Origin of the sequence: Pseudomonas sp. TWR1-1-4 (assembly GCF_049897165.1) — a bacterium.
GTDB classification, from domain to species: Bacteria; Pseudomonadota; Gammaproteobacteria; order Pseudomonadales; family Pseudomonadaceae; genus Aquipseudomonas; species Aquipseudomonas canadensis.
Window position 1 is genome coordinate 411,040 of record NZ_JAFCVS010000008.1, and the last position, 16,747, is coordinate 427,786.

At 58.9% G+C, this 16,747-nt stretch carries 14 protein-coding genes; 1 reads left to right on the forward strand and 13 read right to left on the reverse strand.

Going from position 1 to position 16,747, the window contains the following annotated elements; translation table 11 throughout:
- Window positions 1-3: 3 nt before the first annotated feature.
- The 4 genes from ACP7C6_RS26440 to ACP7C6_RS26455 form a co-directional block, all read right to left on the reverse strand.
- Window positions 4-780 (reverse strand): hypothetical protein, encoded by a 777-nt coding sequence (locus ACP7C6_RS26440; RefSeq protein WP_068931747.1) that lies wholly within the window; start codon window positions 778-780, stop codon window positions 4-6.
- A complete protein-coding gene (locus tag ACP7C6_RS26445) occupies window positions 773-1,609 on the reverse strand; it encodes a DUF4123 domain-containing protein (protein WP_426109455.1) in 837 nt (278 codons plus the stop codon). The genes ACP7C6_RS26440 and ACP7C6_RS26445 overlap by 8 nt, the downstream gene beginning before the upstream one ends.
- Window positions 1,609-3,627, reverse strand: coding sequence for a type VI secretion system tip protein TssI/VgrG (gene tssI, locus ACP7C6_RS26450; RefSeq protein WP_426109456.1), 2,019 nt, complete (start codon window positions 3,625-3,627; stop codon window positions 1,609-1,611). The genes ACP7C6_RS26445 and tssI overlap by 1 nt, the downstream gene beginning before the upstream one ends.
- A gap of 304 nt (window positions 3,628-3,931) precedes the next feature.
- The gene (locus tag ACP7C6_RS26455; protein WP_426109457.1) at window positions 3,932-4,906 is read right to left on the reverse strand and encodes a diaminopimelate epimerase; all 975 of its coding nucleotides are present in this window, start codon (window positions 4,904-4,906) and stop codon (window positions 3,932-3,934) included.
- A gap of 522 nt (window positions 4,907-5,428) precedes the next feature.
- On the opposite strand from ACP7C6_RS26455, the gene ACP7C6_RS26460 reads away from it, so the two are divergent.
- Window positions 5,429-6,580, forward strand: a complete 1,152-nt coding sequence (locus ACP7C6_RS26460; RefSeq protein ID WP_028619555.1) for an MFS transporter — start codon at window positions 5,429-5,431, stop codon at window positions 6,578-6,580.
- A gap of 58 nt (window positions 6,581-6,638) precedes the next feature.
- Here ACP7C6_RS26460 and ACP7C6_RS26465 read toward each other — a convergent pair whose 3' ends face one another.
- The 9 genes from ACP7C6_RS26465 to ACP7C6_RS26505 all read right to left on the reverse strand — a co-directional run bounded on the left by ACP7C6_RS26465 (window position 6,639) and on the right by ACP7C6_RS26505 (window position 16,743).
- A complete protein-coding gene (locus tag ACP7C6_RS26465) occupies window positions 6,639-7,550 on the reverse strand; it encodes a hypothetical protein (RefSeq protein WP_323989967.1) in 912 nt (303 codons plus the stop codon).
- Between the two features lie 651 nt (window positions 7,551-8,201).
- Entirely contained in the window at window positions 8,202-9,101 is a 900-nt protein-coding gene (locus ACP7C6_RS26470) for a hypothetical protein (RefSeq protein ID WP_426109458.1), read from the reverse strand.
- A gap of 224 nt (window positions 9,102-9,325) precedes the next feature.
- A complete protein-coding gene (locus tag ACP7C6_RS26475; protein WP_323989963.1) occupies window positions 9,326-11,731 on the reverse strand; it encodes a TonB-dependent siderophore receptor in 2,406 nt (801 codons plus the stop codon).
- Window positions 11,732-11,828: 97 nt separating this feature from the next.
- Window positions 11,829-12,782, reverse strand: a complete 954-nt coding sequence (locus ACP7C6_RS26480; protein WP_323989961.1) for a FecR family protein — start codon at window positions 12,780-12,782, stop codon at window positions 11,829-11,831.
- A gap of 26 nt (window positions 12,783-12,808) precedes the next feature.
- Window positions 12,809-13,309 (reverse strand): sigma-70 family RNA polymerase sigma factor, encoded by a 501-nt coding sequence (locus ACP7C6_RS26485; RefSeq protein ID WP_068931740.1) that lies wholly within the window; start codon window positions 13,307-13,309, stop codon window positions 12,809-12,811.
- Window positions 13,310-13,392: 83 nt separating this feature from the next.
- Complete coding sequence (locus ACP7C6_RS26490; protein WP_028619550.1) at window positions 13,393-14,037, reverse strand: CGNR zinc finger domain-containing protein; 645 nt, start codon at window positions 14,035-14,037, stop codon at window positions 13,393-13,395.
- Window positions 14,038-14,133: 96 nt separating this feature from the next.
- Window positions 14,134-14,736 (reverse strand): adenylyl-sulfate kinase, encoded by a 603-nt coding sequence (gene cysC, locus ACP7C6_RS26495; RefSeq protein ID WP_068931738.1) that lies wholly within the window; start codon window positions 14,734-14,736, stop codon window positions 14,134-14,136.
- Window positions 14,733-15,962 (reverse strand): MFS transporter, encoded by a 1,230-nt coding sequence (locus ACP7C6_RS26500; RefSeq protein WP_323989957.1) that lies wholly within the window; start codon window positions 15,960-15,962, stop codon window positions 14,733-14,735. The genes cysC and ACP7C6_RS26500 overlap by 4 nt, the downstream gene beginning before the upstream one ends.
- Window positions 15,963-15,972: 10 nt before the next feature.
- Window positions 15,973-16,743: a class I SAM-dependent methyltransferase gene (locus ACP7C6_RS26505; RefSeq protein ID WP_426109459.1), complete on the reverse strand. Its 771-nt coding sequence runs from the start codon at window positions 16,741-16,743 to the stop codon at window positions 15,973-15,975.
- Window positions 16,744-16,747: the final 4 nt, after the last annotated feature.

Here is a 16,747-nt window from a genome sequence, read left to right on the forward strand (position 1 = left end):
TTGTCATTTACACGACGGATAGACATCACAGACGCGACCATCCGGCATTTTTATAGGTTTAAAGTCGGAGGTGTTGCCGTTACAAAACGCATAAAGGTCTTCAAAGCTTTTACCTCTACAACGCTTCCAGCCGCCCGGAACGACTACCCAGTTATCACCAACAGCCGGTTCTTCCTTATCAGTGACGGTCAGCGTCAACCTGAGCGTTTTTCCCGCTAATTGATCACGGTGAGCAACACCACCCGCCACAGACTTCTGCAACTGTCCCTGTTCATTTATCGAGCGACATTGCAGAAGCTTCCTGATCGCATGAAACGGCCCCACCGTCCTGAACCGCCAATGACATTGCCCAACCATTTCCTGGACACCCGACTCAGGCATTCCAGATTGATCATCCCCGCTATCTCGTATGGCGATGCCTGCACGATCTCCACCTACGTCCGTATCACGCTTTCCCCACTTCGCATAAAACTCAAACTCCAGACTTCGCAGTACCGAAGGGCAGCCCTCGATTTTTTCGTTCAGCGGCAACTCATAACTCACCCGACTTGCCAGAGGTTTGTAGTCCGTAAAAAAGACTTTCCGCTCAGGCCTCTTTCCTCGACGTCGCGGCAAAGTGCAGAATTCACCCGTAGCGGGCAAATAATTTGCGGCCGTTTTAAGCTCAAACTCCGGCGGCAGATCCACCTCCAGCGTAAAGCTATCAACCGGCTTGCCCGCACACCCTGTCAGCCCCAGCATCCCCACCACACCCCACACACCTAGCCTTCGCCTACTCATCTTTTTTCCCCATCAGTCTCCACTGCTCCACTACCCGCTCAAAGTGATCCGCCGGTGCCTCCCCAGCCAGCGGTTGCCACCGAATAACACTCTCCCGTATGGCCTCCTCCAACCGTCGCACCACCAGAAACTCCAATCGCTCGGGCCCCCGCCATTGCCAGACACGCGCCTGCTCCAACACCTGGCTCAGCCAGATTCTCGGGTCTTGGAATTCCACCAATGCAACCAGGTCTTCGCTGTGTTCGGCCAACAGGTAACGCAGGATATTGGCGTGCAGGATGGCTTCGGCGTTTGGGTTGGGTGTGTTCAGCCAAGGGACCGGGTCGGGCAGCGAGTTCTCGCCAGGGGCCGGGTTGTCAGCGATGCGCCAGCGGTCTTGGTGCCAATAACAGACGCTGATCAACGGGCCGAGGAATGCCGGCCAGTGCTCTGCGGACATATAGGCCAGCGCACGCGCCAGGGTGCGGTTGTCGTGAAAGCGGTACAGCGAATGCGCGTCTTCCGGTCCCGTCAGCAAACGATCGCGCCAATGCCGAGTCACGGCCGTCAGGTCATCGCTCGGCAAGCTGCCCAGCCAACCCCAGTTATTCTCGGGCTGTTGCAGGAGGTCTCCTAATGCAGGCTCGTTCATCTGCTTCAGCCGCAGGATCACAGGGCCTTCCATCGCGAGTTCCGCCAGTACCGTCTCACCATAGACGCTGCAATAGTCCGACAAGCTGCGCACCGCCAGCAGCGGCGCGCGCGCGGCGCTCTGCCCGTCGAGAATCAAACACAGGTGCCGCCCGACCTGCTGTTGTTGGGCCATCCAGTGGCCTGGCATGTCCTGCATCAGGCAGCCCTCCCCGGCAAATCACACAGGCCTTCACGGCAGCGCTCGCACACCGGGCAGTAGTCCGCCCCCAATTGCCTGGCCAGGGTCATGATCGCGCCTTGTACCTTGGAGACCTCTGGCGCACCGGCCACACTCAAGGCGCTCGCCAATTGGGTCGCAGACGGTAAACCGCCAAGGGCGATGGGACGACTGCTGAAGATGCCTCCAGCCTGGATGACCAGATGCTCTCCACCTGCCTTGAGGCTCAGTTGCGCCCCGGCATCGATTACCAGGCTGGCACCGGATTTAAGGTGGAGTTGCAGCCCAGCCTCAATGACCAAGGTCTGCGCCACGTGGGTCCGGCTATCGCCCTGCACATCAAGGTAGTCGCTCGCCTTGAGCAGCACTTTGCGATCGCCGGTGACCTGACGATGCTCTTCGCTTTCCAAGTAAACCGTGCTTAGCCCATGGATGACTTCTCGCCGCTCCCCCACGACCTCCAACCGGCTGTCATGACCGACCCGTTGCTCAAGGTCCCGCTGCGCACGCAGGTAGACAAGCTCCTCGCCACGACGGTCTTCCAGGTACACCTCGTTGGCACCTTCACCACCACGGGAACTGCGGCTACGCAAAACGCTGCGGGTCTTGTGCTGCGGCAAGGAATAGGCCGGCCGGTGCAACGCATTCGGCAGGCAGCCGTTGATCAAAGGGCGGTCGGGGTCCCCGTCCAGGAAGGTCACCAGCACTTCCATACCGACCCGCGGGATCATCGTTGCACCAAACCCGTCACCGGCCCACCCGGACGCCACGCGCACCCAACAACTGCTTTTATCATCCGTGTTGTCCAGGCGGTCCCAGTGAAAGCGCACCTTCACCCGGCCATGGGCATCGCAATGCACGTCCTCACCGGCAGGCCCGGTCACGGTTGCGGTCTGGCTGCCATTGATGGTCGACTTGGGATGCCTGAGGGGCGGTCGATGCACAGCCTGCCAAGGCGTTGCGGTAAAACGATTGCGATAGCCCTGGAACAGGTCGGTTGTGGGCGTTGCTTCCTCCAGCACCTGGGGTTGATAACCCTCATGACGCACTGACGTAATCAACCACAGGTCGTTGCAGGATGGGTCGGGGTGGTCTCGTATCTCAAGGAAGTGCCCGCTGCGCAGAATTGGCTGATCACTCTTGCCCAATGCCCGATGCCGGTCGCGCTGGTGACGCTCCAGGCTCCGACATGCCAATTGCTTGCCACGGGTATGACCGGTGAATCCCGCGGGATACTGATAGTCCTCAAGGGGGAGTGTCGACGCTACACTCGCGCTGTCGTGCAGATGCAAGGAGGGATGTTCGAAGTCGTAATCACGACGCACCGTTTTTTGGCTGCGAATGCCCAGGCGTACGTCGAAACGCTGGATAACTGGCGCATCTGCTTGTGGCCCGCCAGGAGCGCTATAGCGTTGCACGGGTAAACGCCGAAACACGGTCTGGTCATCGCCAAACACCAGCAGATGAGTGTCCACGCTGTGACGAAAATGGTAGTGAATTCCCTCCTCTTCACACAACCGCTGGATGAAGTGAAGATCACTCTCTGCGTACTGCACACAGAACTCGCGCGGCGGATAAACCACGGGGCCAAGCTCGAAAACGTATGCGTCCGCCAGGATGCCATGTTGCTCAAGGACCTCTGCGATGATCTGTGGCACGCTGCGCTGCTGGAAAATCCTCTGGTCACGTCGGTGCGCAAGGTAAGCCAGCCGGGGTGCCAGGGTCAGGTGGTAGCGCGTGGTGCGCCGACCGGGGTCATCACGGCCAATGGCGTAGATCAACCCGTGCAGGCCCCCGTTTGTTTCGCCGAAATCCAGGTAGGCGGGTTGGTGGAGCAGCGCCTCCAGATCAAGACAAGGGTTTTCGCTGACCACCTGTATGTGGATGAAATACGGTTGATCGAGGGTTTCACAGCCTTTAAATGCCAGGACTTGCGAATCGATGTTGATGGGTGGAAGAACCAGATTGAAACGTGAAGAAAAAAACGCGTTAACCATCCGTTGTTACCCGTCGTTAATGAATGAAAACCCTGAGATATTCCCTCGTGCCAAATGTGAAATTAGTGGCCGAGAAAAATGCTGGAACGCCCCAAAGCTTAGTCATTTCAGACAGGAATCGGCCGCTTAAAAATAAAAAAGAAGTTTCGTACGGCGAAGTTGGAAGTATCTTTTACAAAATAATAAAACGAGCCAGTGTGCCATCCCTTAATAACAAGAAATGTCCTACACCAACTTACACCAGCATAACTAACTAACATAGAAACGGCCGACACTGATTTACAGCGTCAGCCGTTAAAGAACTTCATGCCTGCAGCTGCGCAGTGCCGAACAGACTGACGCTCAACAACGTCTCGCCCTGAGTGAGCAAGCGAACCGGCGCAATGCCACCTGGCATCACCACCGACACCGCGCCACTCTCGACCCAGCCCGCCCGCCAGGCGGCACACGCCACCGCACTGGCGCTGGTTCCGGAAGACGCGGTGGGCCCCTCTCCCCGCTCGAATACCCGTGCGATGACCCGATTGCCGGGCTGGCGCGCCGCCCATTGCAGGTTCACCCCTGCTGCACAGGGCCGGCCACTACCCGCAGGCGGCGCAAACGCAATGGCCTTCAAGGGTTCGAACAGGGCGGGTTGCTGCATCTGTGTGTTGTCCGGCAACGCCGACACCTGCTCGACCAGCGTCACGCAATGGGGGTTACCCACCCGCACAAATTGGCTGGTTGCCCACTGTGGGTCGATCGCCGCCAACTCGCTCATATGACTCAGTCCAGTTTCATCCACATCCCTCTGCGCGCCCACCGCCTCGGGCCGGAAACCCGGCCTCCCCAACTCAAGCCAGAACCCCGCGACCTGTTCAAGGATTGCCGGTTCAACCCGTGTCGACACGGGTGATGCCGCGTCCGATTTGTCGTGGTGCACCCGCAACTCACAGGCCTCACTCATCAGGGCCTGGTCGGTGAGTGCCTGGGCGAAAATCGTCAAGCCGTTGCCACTGCGTTCGGCCAGGGAGCCGTCGGTGTTGACGATCAGCAGGTCAAACGGCGGCTCGGCTTGGAACGGCCCGACCAGCAAGCCATCACAGCGATGAGCCTTGGCACCGGCCGGACGTGGTAGCGAGCCCCAACTGCATTCGGCGGCGATAGCCGACGATGTCCAGTTGCTGCGGGTACGCGCAGCCCGCGCAGCGCTCTCGGGTACAGCAATGCCCGCGTCTCTCAATGAGGCCGGGCTGACCACGCCGTAGATATTGCCGCGGGCATCGTAGAACAGTGCCATGAGGTCGTCCACCTGGGCATGTGCTGAAGGAGGAGCAGATTGTGTGGGATCTCGACGCTATACACCATCCTGCAAGCACTACACGCTCAGTTCCCCTCGATGGACGTTTCATCAGGCCGATGCCCGCAAACTCCTGCGCCATCCTCGCCGCGTGTCACTGCACGCCACAGCGGCGGATAGGGTAGTGCTCGAGAGTTACAAGGGTAGCGCCGAGGTGGTTGAGGTCAACGTCTATGGGCCAACGTCTGCCTGACCAAGTGCCGAAGGCGACCTGGAAGGTGGTAATCCACCGAGAGAACCCTGGGGTTCAAAAGCCCCCGCAGGGATTACGCACCTTCCAGACCGCCTCCTACACACTCGATACTGCTTGTGTGGCGGCGAGCCGTACTGACGTTCCAGATGTGTAAAAATAAAATTCCCGACCGCCGCAATCCCAAGGGAACCCGGCTCGCGTGCCACGGCCTGATGTGCAAGGATGTCACGCCGGACATCGTTCGTAGAACGCAAAACCAAGGATTTTTCATGACTGCCATCCCCACCTCAGCGCCCGTGGTTCCCGGACGGCTGGAGCAAATGTCGACCCGTATCGCTTTCTTCATTGCCGGATTCGGCATCGCAGCCTGGGCGCCGCTGGTGCCCTATGCCAAGGCCCGTGCGGATTTGAGCGAAGGCACACTGGGCCTGTTGTTGCTGTGCCTGGGTGTCGGCTCGATCATTGCCATGCCGGCCGCCGGTGCGTTGGCATCGCGTTTTGGCTGCCGTCGCGTGCTCAGCGCCGGGACGATCATGATCTGCCTGGCATTGCCGATGCTGGCGACGGTCAGCTCAATTCCGTTATTGATGGCGGGGCTGTTCCTGTTCGGTGCCGGCCTCGGCACCGTGGACTCCACGGTCAACCTGCAGGCGGTGATCGTCGAGAGAGCCAGCGGCAAGACCATGATGTCGGGCTTTCACGGGCTGTTCAGCCTGGGTGGGATTGTCGGTGCGGCGGGCGTTTCGGCGTTACTGGGGCTAGGACTGTCGCCACTGCAGGCGACCCTGGTAGTGATCGTCATCACGCTGGCGGCACTGCTCAAGGCCGCGCCGCACTTGCTGCCCTACGGCAGCGAGAGTTCGGGCCCGGCGTTTGCCGTGCCCCACGGCGTGGTGCTGTTCATCGGTTGCCTGTGTTTTATCGTGTTCCTGGCCGAGGGTGCGGTACTCGACTGGAGCGCAGTGTTCCTCAGTGCCGAACGCGGCGTGGACGAAGCCTATGCAGGTTTGGGTTACGCGGCCTTTGCCTTGACCATGACGGCCGGGCGATTGACCGGCGATGCCATCGTGCGCCGACTGGGCGCTACGCGGGTGATCGTAGCCGGCGGCGCACTGGCGGCGGCAGGTACATTCCTTGCCACATTGTCTCCGGCCTGGGAAATGGCCTTGCTGGGTTATGCACTGATAGGTGCCGGTTGCTCCAATATCGTGCCGGTGCTCTATACCGCTGTTGGCAAGCAGACCGTCATGCCAGAACATATCGCCGTGCCGGCCATCACCACCCTGGGCTATGCAGGGATATTGGCTGGGCCGGCGGTAATCGGATTCATCGCCCATGGCAGCAGCCTGGCCACCGCCTTCCTGTTAATTGGAGGGTTACTTGTGGCGGTGGCTGTCAGTGGAAAAGTCTTGCGGGTCTGAACGTAGGGCGGCATCGTCGGCTTGAGGCTTTCAAGCCGCAGATGCGCGCCTGCATACCTTACTTCCCCTTCTCTGCCTTGTCGTTCTCCAGCCAGCGGTCAATGCTGTAGTTCTTCAACCAACCATCGTCGTTATGACTGCCGAAGATGTTGTAGCCGTTGGCTTTATGACTGTCCAGAGAGGCTATCAATCCTGGTCGTTCCATCAAATTTTTGGCCAGGTAGACCTGTTGTTCGCTGTACATTTTCAAGGGAAACCCGGTGCGCACATCGCGTAAAGGCTCGCCGTTCTTATCAGTCTGGTTCGGATCCTTGCTGATCTCGATGAGTGTGTCTTTTTTGACGTACCGGTGTTTTTCGAAAAAGAATGTGCGGTCTTCGGACTTATCCCTGAAATCATCAAACATACCTCTGAATGCCTGGACGACCTGAGCGTCGGTTTTCGCATGGAACGGGTCCGCGCTTTGTGTATTGGGGTTGGTATTGCCGATCTGTGAGTCGCCAGCCTTGGTCAGGCTGTCATGAGTGATTTCGCCACCCTTGGCAGTAATCGCATCGTTCAATCGGGGCCGGTTAAGTATCTCTCGCGCCAACATAATGGTGCGCTCTGAGACCTTGCTGCTGCTGGGCTCCTCTTTGGCTATCTCTTGTAAGGAGTTCTGGGTCAGCCGGCCATCTTTCTTGAAGGCGTCCAGCAATGGCAGGTTGTTCTTCAAATCAGTCGCCAGCAGATGGTCATCCGAGCTGACGAAGGGGTTGCCAACTTTTGTCATGCCTCCATACATATTCTGGCCGTCGAAGTGCCGGTCGGCGCCGTTCGCGAAACGGGTGTTGAATGGCTGCGCCGCCGGCAGCGGCTTACCCAGCGCACGCGCATCGACCTCAAAGCGAGACTGACCGCTCCCCGTTGGCCCAGGTGTGTTGGACCCAGCCATTTGCGTATAGCTCAGATTATTGACACGACCAATCATGATTCACCTCCACCCTATCTAGATTTCGTAGCCTGGGCCTTGATTGCCTGATCTTCGAAAAGGCCTCGAAATCAAGATGGCACAAGCAGCGATTGAGTGGTCCCCAGAAAACAACGGTTCCGAAGACAGTCATCCAAAACACTGGATATGCCCCAGGGAATGTTAAGCGCTTGTAACCAGATCCCCTGCCGCGCCTCCCCACCCTGGAAATCCCACTGCTCAAAAACAACGACATCTAGCGCCGGGACAACTTGCTCCAAAAACTGGCTAACATGGAAATTACAGAACTGGGCGCCGACTCCTCCGTCAACACCCGAGAACCTTTGTCAAAATCTTCGGCGGTGGGCGCCTTGAAGCTGAACTTCGGCGAGGATGTGAGATTGAGCCCCTTTGGCTCTCTTGGATTTTTTACCTCTTGTGCAAGTGCAGCCAAGTTCGGGGCGTTGTACTGAGAGTATCGGGATTCAAATGTTGTCGAGTTCATGGTCCAGACCTAATCCGGTAGATGAAGGCCCCCATCGGCATTCAATAACCGGTGGATATTTTCTTGGTGGTAGCTCTTTGCAACCAGCTCCACCTGATTGGAGGGTATGGCTGCGCCAAGCGCTTGCCGCCCCCCTGCCGCGTAGTGCACAGCAGGGGGCCCCAGGTCTAACGAAGCAGTGCGTCCAATTCCTGTCGAGAGATCTTTCCATCGCGCTGCCAACTGTGAACGTTGTCCATAGCCGACATCAGGTTCGAACGCGCCATGACCTCCTGCGCCAACTGGATGAGATGATCGCTGCGTGGATTGCCGGTCAACGGTCGCATCGCAAGCGCATGGAGGTCACGAAGCTTGATCGTGCCGCTGCAGAATCCACCTTTCAATTCATTGAAATGATTCAGCATTTCCTGAACGAGTTGCTTGTCGTCTTTCGATTTCAATGGGTTATCTGACTGAATAAAGCTCCTGATATCGCCCTTGGACAAACGCCCGTCCAGTCCACCGGTGCTGCCATTTCGATCGAGCGATTGCAGCAGCCCAGGACGACGCAGCAGTTCGTTCGCCAGCCGAATATTCGCGTCCGTTGAAGGGTTACCGGTCAACGGTCGATTGGCCATTTTTTCCAAACTCTGTTGCGTGACGGAGCGCGAAGGCCAGCGCCCCCTGAACGCGTCATAATTGTTCAAAAGCGCCTGGGCCAATTGCTCGTTGCTCTGCTTTGAATAATGAGGGTCCGGCAACACCGGGGTCGGACGCGGCGGTGGGCCGGGGTTCGGGCGTACATTTTCTGGGAGTGGGCGCGGAGGTGGGCCGGGGTTCGGGCGCACATTTTCTGGAAGTGGGCGCGGCGGTGGGCCGGGGTTCGGGCGCACATTTTCTGGGAGTGGGCGCAGCGGTGGGCCGCCGAATATCGGGCCGCAATGACTGGAATGCGAGGTGAAATGGATGCCTGCCGAGACCTGAGCACGTGTTGCGGTGGCAGACCGTTCGTTACTGGGTTTTTCCGCTCCGGGGGAAGTTTTATCAAAATTAGGAGCGACGCTCTGATTGTATGCTGATACCGACATTCCAGTTCTCCAGTTCGGTGTATTCAAGTGCCTGACCTTGAATCGCCAAGGAAGCCAGCGAAGGCAGGCATTTGCTGAGTGGCAGAACGGTAGGAGCCGGTTCCTGAGAGCGCTGAAATTTTCCAGAATTGAAGTAGGAAGAGCATCTGGACGAGTGAGAGACAACCCACTCTATCGGCAGGACTTGCCGCTCTCCTGGATCAGGAAGAGCGGCACTTTTTCAATCAGAACCCGACGCTGGCCTGTACGAAGAACGTACGCGGCTCGCCCAGGTACAACCCGGCATTGTTGTCGCTGGAACGGGTGTAGTGCTGTTGATCGAAGACATTTTTTACGCCCACACCCAGCTTCAGGTTGGACAACTGCTCGCCAAAGTCATAACCGCTGCGCACGTTGACTGAGACGTAACCGGGGATATCACCGTACTGACCGTCAGCTGTGCCCTGAGTGACGTAGGTGCTTGTCGTGCCTGGTGCGCGCTGGCCGGACTGGGCGTACACATCCAGGTTATGGGTCCAGCGGTTGACGTCGTAGCGCAGGCCCAAGGTGGCCACTTCACGTGAATACAACGGCAGGTCACGGCCCTTGAACGGTACGTCGCCCTCCGAGGTGGCCTTGGTGTAGGTGAAGCCGGCATTCGCAGTCAGGCCATCCAGGCGTGGGTCCAGGTTCGACAAGTCGTAATGGGCCGAGGCTTCGATGCCGGTGTGCTTGGTCGCACCGAGGTTGGTCCAGCCCACGTCGTTACTGACGTATTGCAGCTCATCCGAGAAGTCGATGTAGAAGAACGTCAGTTCGCCGCCCCACACATTGTCGTTGTAACGCGTACCCACTTCGTAGGTCTTGGCCTTTTCCGGATTCAGGCCATTGGCAGTCTGATCGCCTGTGCCGCCCTGGCCCAGTTGGAAGTATTGCAGGCTGCCAAACGAAGTCTCGTAGTTGGCGAACAGTTTCCAGGCGTCGGAGACGTGGTACATCACGCTCAAGGCCGGCAGCGGTTCGTTGTTGTGGACTTCACGGCGTTTTTCCTGGGTACGCGTGCCGTTCAAGGCAACCACCGGGCGGTCGTGCCATTCGGTACGGATGTCCTCGAAGCGGATACCGGGCGTAATGGTCCACTTGCCGATATCGACTTTGTTATCGAGATAGAACGCGTTGGCCTCGGTCCCCCCGGTGCGGTCCTGGTAGACGTGACCATCGCTCTGCCCACCCGGCGTCGGCACATTGTTGACCAGGTTCAGGCTGGTGGCCTGCTCATGCATACCTTCCTTGAGGTAGCGATAGCCCAGGCTGACTTCCTGGGTACTCGGGCCCACGTCGAACACATGGGACACCCGCGGCTCGATGCCAAAGGTGTAGTAGGTGCGCGGGTAGGAGCCGATCGTCTTGAGGTCGCGGTTGGCGATGTTGCTGCCGCGGAAACTGTCGGAATAGTAAGTCAGCACTTCGGCCTGAGTGCGGTCGTCGATCTGGCGGATGTACTTGAAGGACACGTCCTTGCGGCGACCGCTGAAGTTGTCCCAGTCACGCACCGATTGGTACGGGTTGGCATCGAACTGCTTCTGGGTCAGGCCGCCGGGCATGTCGGCGCTGGCGTCGTAGTAGTGGAAGTTCAGCGAGAAGTCGTCTTGATCGGTCGGCGCCCAATGGGTCTTGAAGATCACGTCGTCGATGTCGTTGGAATTGTTGCTATTGCGGTAACCGTTGCCATTGACCCCGGAGTACAGCAAAGCGGCGCCGATACCGTTGTCGGCGGTGCCGCCGATAAAAGCGTTGTCCACGTGCTTCCAGCCGCCGTGGGCGGAGGTTTGCAGGGTGGTGCCGACTTCGCCGGAGAATTTCTCGGGAATGGCACGGGTCACGAAGTTGATCACGCCGCCGACGTTTTGTGGCCCATAACGCACGGAACCGGCACCGCGCACCACGTCGATGCTGTCCAGGTTACCCGCTGAAATCGGCGCCATCGACAATTGCGGCTGGCCATAAGGTGCAAATGCGGCTGGCACGCCGTCGATCAGAACGGTAGAACGTGGCGACAGGCGCGACGTCAGACCACGTACGCCGACGTTGAGGGAAATATCACTGCCGCCGGTGCCGTTGGATTCCTGCACCTGCACGCCTGGCACACGACGCAACACGTCGCCGACGTTCATTGCGCCCTGCTCTGCCATGGCTTCGCGGCGAATCACCGTGCGGGCGCCGGGATGGTTCTGTACGACTTCAGCGTTGGCATCGCCGAGCCAGTCGCCGACCACCTTGATGTCGGTTGCGCCCAGCTCGAGGGGCGAGCCGGCTTCACCGGTGCCGCTGTTCAGCGGGCGCAAGGTGACGGAACCGGCGTCGATCTGGTAGTCCAGGCCGCTGCCTTGCAGCAACTGGCGCAGGGCTTGTTCAGGGGAAAGGTTGCCGTCTACTGCCGGCGCCTGCTTGCCCGCGACCAGCTCGGGGCTGAAGAACACTTGCAAGGAAGTCTGCTGGCCCAACTGGCTCAGCGCCGCGCCGAGGGGCTGGGCCTGGATATGAATGGCGTCGGCCGCATAGGCCGTAGGGAGCGCGGCACTGACCGCGAGCGCCAGGGCCAGCGGCGCCCAGCGGGAGATTTTATTGTTGTTAACGGCGAGTTTTTTCACGTCGAACCCAGTCCTGTGATCGCAAGAGTATGCGGCTGTTAATGCAAACCAGTTGCAGATGCAGGAGAAGACGAAGAACTCGAAAAAAACCTGAATGTCAGCGTGAAATAATTTCCTGGCTGCCGTCCGGCAAGGTACGCAAGGCCACCGGCAGTATATGCGGCAAGGCCTTGAGCAAGGCGTCGGTGTCGTTGGCCTTGAACACGCTGGTCAGGCGCAGGCTACCCACCGCAGGCGTACTGACCCGCAGCGGTTGCTCGCGATAACGCGAAACCTCGCGCGCCACTTCGCCCAGCGAAGCGTTGTTGAAGACCAGCTTGCCCGTGCGCCAGGCGGTCAATTCCTCGGTGTTCACGGCGTAGGCCGCTGCCACCGACCCTTTGTTGTCGACGTGGGTACCCAGGCCTGCCGCCAGCGTCACCACCGTGTCCGCTGAGTGCCCTTGCACCTTTACGGTCCCGGCCTCGACCATCACGCGAGTCTGGTCTTCATCACGACGCACATCAAAGCGCGTGCCGGTCACCGTCACCTGCCCTGCCCCGGCGGCCACCACAAAGGGTCGACTGGTGTCATGCTCGACGCTGAACATCGCCTCGCCCTGCTTGAGTTCCACGCCACGCCGGCCTTTTTCAAAATGCACCGCGACCACGCTGCGGCTGTTGAGGTCCATCACCGAACCGTCGGGCAAGGCCACCTGGCGATGTTCACCCAGGCGCGTGCTGAACTCGGCACTATAGGGTTTGGGATGATCGAGCCCGCTGAACAGGCCCAAACCCACAGCGACGGCGACCACACTGGCGGCGACCGCATAACGCAACACGGCGCGGCGCTTGGGCCGCTCCACCGGGGTCTCACACAACGCCTGCAAACGCGCCTTGGGTAGCAAGTCGGTGGCGCTCCACAGGCCTTGCAACACATCGAATTCATAACGGTGATCGGGATGCTCGTTGCACCATGCATCAAAGCGTTGGCGATCGGCAGCGCTCAATTGGGCGTCTTGCAGGCGCACAAACCATTGCGCGGCTTCGTCTCGGGCACGGTTATCCATCATGGAAGATCCTGTTTCAAAGCGGGCAGTCATGGCGCCATCACGTCCAGGCGGTCGCGCAGATGCCGCAGGGTGCGGATCATATACTTTTCCACCATGTTTTTAGACAGCCCCAGGCGTTCGGCGATTTCCTGCTGCGTCAGGCCTTCGATCTTTTGCCAGATGAAAATCTTGCGGCAGTTGAGCGGCAGCTCAGCCAAGGCCCGCTCGATTGAGTCCGCCAACTGGATCGCGTGCATGAAATGCTCCGGGTCGCCGCTGTGGGGCGAGCGCTGATCAAAGGCTTCCAGCGTGATGGCCTCGCGACGGTCTTCGCGTCGATAGGCATCCACTGCGATATTGCGCGCAGTCTGATGCAGATAGGCGCGCGGTTGCTCAACCTCGGAGGAGGTTGACTCCAGCACCCGCAAAAAGGTGTCATGGGCCAGGTCTTCGGCCTGCTGACGGTTTCTCAGGCGGCGCGTCCAGGTTCCGATCAACTCTTCGTAATGTTCGAAAAAGCCTGTTCTGCGGGGCGGCTGAGGGATCATCGCGGGTGCACTGGAGAGGCGGGGCGTGAATAGTAATGCTTCCTATTAAGTGGGGCAATTGCTACCCGCCGGATGACCTCGAACTAATGGGTGCTGGTCACCTGCTTGAGTCGGCTGAGCTTTTCTCGACTGCCGCACACGCTCATCTGGCACCATTTGCGCTGCTTGTTCTTGGAGATATCGAAGAACACCCAATCGCAGTCAGCTGCGCCGCAAATGCGCAATGCGTGCAGATCACCAGAGACCAGTAACTGCGTGGCCTCGATGGCCAAGCGCCCGAGCACCATGGCCGTCAGCTCCTGCGCCGTGGTGCAGGGTTTCCACGCCCAGGCAGGTTTGCCCTCCACGGAACGGAGCACCCGCCAGGCAACGCCCTGCTGGAACATCTGGTTTACATGCTGCAAAGCGTCATCGGGCGCGGGCTCCTGTAACGACAAGGGATAAAACACCGCGTACAGGCACTCCCTGAATGCAATGATCGCGTCCAGGTCCGGCTGGTAGGCCATGGATGACGCAAACACCATCGGCTTATAGTCGTCAAACTCTCGGGCCGAGATCAACGACGCATGCAATGCCCACTCGAAGAAGAACTGAAAGCTGGTGAGTCGCTCCTCTATGACCTTGAGCGAAGTGCCAGGGCGACGCCCATTGGTGGTATTGATAAAGTCCAACACACAGGCTCCACCAATCAGACGGATCGATTTTGCAGTGCCCGTGAAATGTGTCATGCCTACTCCTGAAAAAACGCGTTCTCCCTGCGATGGCGCAGATTACCTTGTTTTTTCAGCGTGCAAAGCGTGTCATCCCCGCGCAAAGACAGACGGCTAAGTGCGAATGTCGTTATGCGCAAGCCAATCAAGAATCGTCGCAACCGACTGTTCCACTGAAAGCGCCTGGGTGTCCAAGTGCACTTCCGGAAATACCGGTACATCGTAATTGGAGTCGATACCGGTAAAGTTCTTGATCAAGCCCGCTCGGGCTTTTTTATAAAGGCCCTTTGGATCACGTTGCTCGGCGGTTTCCAACGGCGCGTCCACATGCACTTCAACAAAGCACTCATTGCCGATGATCGAGCGCGCGTAGTGCCGGCTCGCCGACGAGGGTGAAATCAGCGCCACGATCACGATCAGCCCCGCCTCCAGCATCAGCCGCGCCACCTCGGCGACACGCCGGATATTCTCGTCGCGGTCGCTGTCGGTAAAACCCAGGTCTCGGCACAGCCCGCCACGTACCGAGTCGCCGTCGATGATCGCAGTGATCCGGCCCTGTTCCTGCAGGGCATTGTCCAACGCATCAGCAATGGTCGACTTGCCGGACGCGGAGAGCCCGGTCATCCAGATGACCACGGGGTTGTGTTTCATGCCAGAGCGGTGACTGAACGCAAACGCGTGCAGGTTCCGATGCGGCGTGTCTGGAAAATAACTCATGGCTGCTCGCTCTCCTTCACCGAAACAGGCTGTTTAGCCAACAGGAACACCATCACGCATTGCACGAACAGCAACAGTGCCACCACCCAGTAGACCGTCGAGAAGGACCCGGTCAAATCCTTGGAGAACCCGCCCAGGAAATTACCGCACACGCCGCCCAAGCCGATCAGCACGTTGGCAATACCGAAGGCCTGGGTCAGGCGGCTGACAGGCACGATTTGCCCGATGTAACTGGGGACGAGCCCGAAGATAGGATAAAACGCCAGCGCAAACAGAAACGCCGCCAGGTAGAACAACGGCAGGCTGTTGAAACTGAACACCAAGGTCGCAGCCAGCCCCGCGCTCAGGAAACACATCGCCAACGACGCACGTACGCCCACCTTGTCGGCAATCCACCCCACCAGGAAGCCCGACGCCATGCCCACCGCACCGATGGTGGTCCAGATAAACCCGGTGTCCTGTACCGACACACCCAACTCATCACGCAGGAACGGCGCCAGGTAAGTCTGGAACGGCAACAACGCCATGCCATTGAGAAAGGCGATGGCCCAGGTCAGGTACAACGAACGACTGAGCCAGGGCTGCCGACTGTCGAAGGCGGTGGCGCGCTCCCCGGAAAACCCGGTGTCCTGGCTCGCTGCGAGGTTGCGTAACAGAAACCAGGCCACCACGCACAGGACCACCGAGATCAGGCCCGCGGTGAGCCAGATCGAGCGCCAGCCACCATTCAATGTCAGGAACGACACCAGCAAACCGTTGATGAATACGCCGTAGCTGGTGCCGCTGGAAATCAGCCCCATGACGCGGGAGCGATTTCCCGGGCTGAAGCCTTTGGTGACGATCTCCGCCAACGGGATGTACACCGAGGCGGAACAGCCACCGAGCAGGATCAACAACGCCCCCGACAACCAGACGCTGTGACTGACGCTCAACCCCAGCAGTGCCAGGGACGTCATCACCGTCGATACCAGGCTGATCTTCCAGCCCTCGAAAAACCGGCTGATATAGCTTGTAACCGATGAAAACAGCAGGAAGCCAATCTGCGCGCCGCCGGTGATCAGGCCCACCGTGGTGTAGTCGAAACCGATGTCGCGGCGCATGTCCACCACCAGGTTGGCGAACAGGTAGACGCCAAAGCCATAAGTGCTGGCCACGAACCCGGTAAGGACCACCGCCAATACGACGCTGTCCAATGGCCGGGCATTGCTCTGTACGAGTGTGCTCATCAAGCCCTCCTTATTCGGCGCGCGCCGTGTGGATGACGAAATCACAATCCATCATGTCGTAGTCATCCTTGAAGTCGCCGTAACTCTTATGGTCAGTGAACCCGGACTTGAGCACTTCTCCCTTCAATTCACCTGGCAACAGGGGATAGACCTGCAACCGGTACTGTTCTGCGTTATCAAAGGAATAGATGAACTCACACAGACGCTCATTGACCTCCCCCAGACTGACCGACGCATTCGTACCGCAGTAATAGTAATTTCCGCTGGCCTTGTACTTGCCGGCACGAATGGCGAAAAAATTACGCTGATCCACAATCAGCAAGCCACCCGGCTTGAGCAAGGAGCGGAATTTCGCCAGCACCCGCAACCGATCGTGGGCGGCAAAGACATGACACAACGAGCTGCCCAGGCACACCACAGCATCGAACAGGCCAAGCTCCTGGGAGTCCAGTGAATGCCAGTCTCGGTAATGGGACTGAATGTCCAGGCCATGCTTGCGAAAGTTCGCCCGCGCCTTGGTCAACATGGTGCTACTGCCGTCCGTGGCCACCACTTCAAAGCCCGCCTGCTTAAGCTGGACGGCATGGAAACCGCTGCCCGTCGACACGTCGATCACCGAGTGCACACCGTGGCTACGCAGCAGGTTTTCGAAGAACCCGTCCTCCCCGGCCTTGCGTTTATTCCAATCGATCAACTCATCCCAACGCTCGACGAAATCCGGTGAGTACTGCGTGGCATAACTGGCAACTTCGCTGTGCTTGTTTCTGGAAACTTGATTCATCACA

Excerpts from the sequence above, each read along its gene's own strand:
- ACP7C6_RS26485 (WP_068931740.1), bottom strand. The coding sequence starts at position 13,309 with ATGATCCCTCAGCCGCCCCGCAGAACAGGCTTTTTCGAACATTACGAA.
- ACP7C6_RS26465 (WP_323989967.1), bottom strand. The coding sequence starts at position 7,550 with ATGATTGGTCGTGTCAATAATCTGAGCTATACGCAAATGGCTGGGTCC.
- ACP7C6_RS26500 (WP_323989957.1), bottom strand. The coding sequence starts at position 15,962 with ATGAGCACACTCGTACAGAGCAATGCCCGGCCATTGGACAGCGTCGTA.
- tssI (WP_426109456.1), bottom strand. The coding sequence starts at position 3,627 with ATGGTTAACGCGTTTTTTTCTTCACGTTTCAATCTGGTTCTTCCACCC.
- ACP7C6_RS26505 (WP_426109459.1), bottom strand. The coding sequence starts at position 16,743 with ATGAATCAAGTTTCCAGAAACAAGCACAGCGAAGTTGCCAGTTATGCC.
- ACP7C6_RS26460 (WP_028619555.1), top strand. The coding sequence starts at position 5,429 with ATGACTGCCATCCCCACCTCAGCGCCCGTGGTTCCCGGACGGCTGGAG.
- ACP7C6_RS26490 (WP_028619550.1), bottom strand. The coding sequence starts at position 14,037 with ATGACACATTTCACGGGCACTGCAAAATCGATCCGTCTGATTGGTGGA.
- cysC (WP_068931738.1), bottom strand. The coding sequence starts at position 14,736 with ATGAGTTATTTTCCAGACACGCCGCATCGGAACCTGCACGCGTTTGCG.
- ACP7C6_RS26440 (WP_068931747.1), bottom strand. The coding sequence starts at position 780 with ATGAGTAGGCGAAGGCTAGGTGTGTGGGGTGTGGTGGGGATGCTGGGG.
- ACP7C6_RS26455 (WP_426109457.1), bottom strand. The coding sequence starts at position 4,906 with ATGGCACTGTTCTACGATGCCCGCGGCAATATCTACGGCGTGGTCAGC.
- ACP7C6_RS26470 (WP_426109458.1), bottom strand. The coding sequence starts at position 9,101 with ATGTCGGTATCAGCATACAATCAGAGCGTCGCTCCTAATTTTGATAAA.
- ACP7C6_RS26445 (WP_426109455.1), bottom strand. The coding sequence starts at position 1,609 with ATGCAGGACATGCCAGGCCACTGGATGGCCCAACAACAGCAGGTCGGG.
- ACP7C6_RS26480 (WP_323989961.1), bottom strand. The coding sequence starts at position 12,782 with ATGATGGATAACCGTGCCCGAGACGAAGCCGCGCAATGGTTTGTGCGC.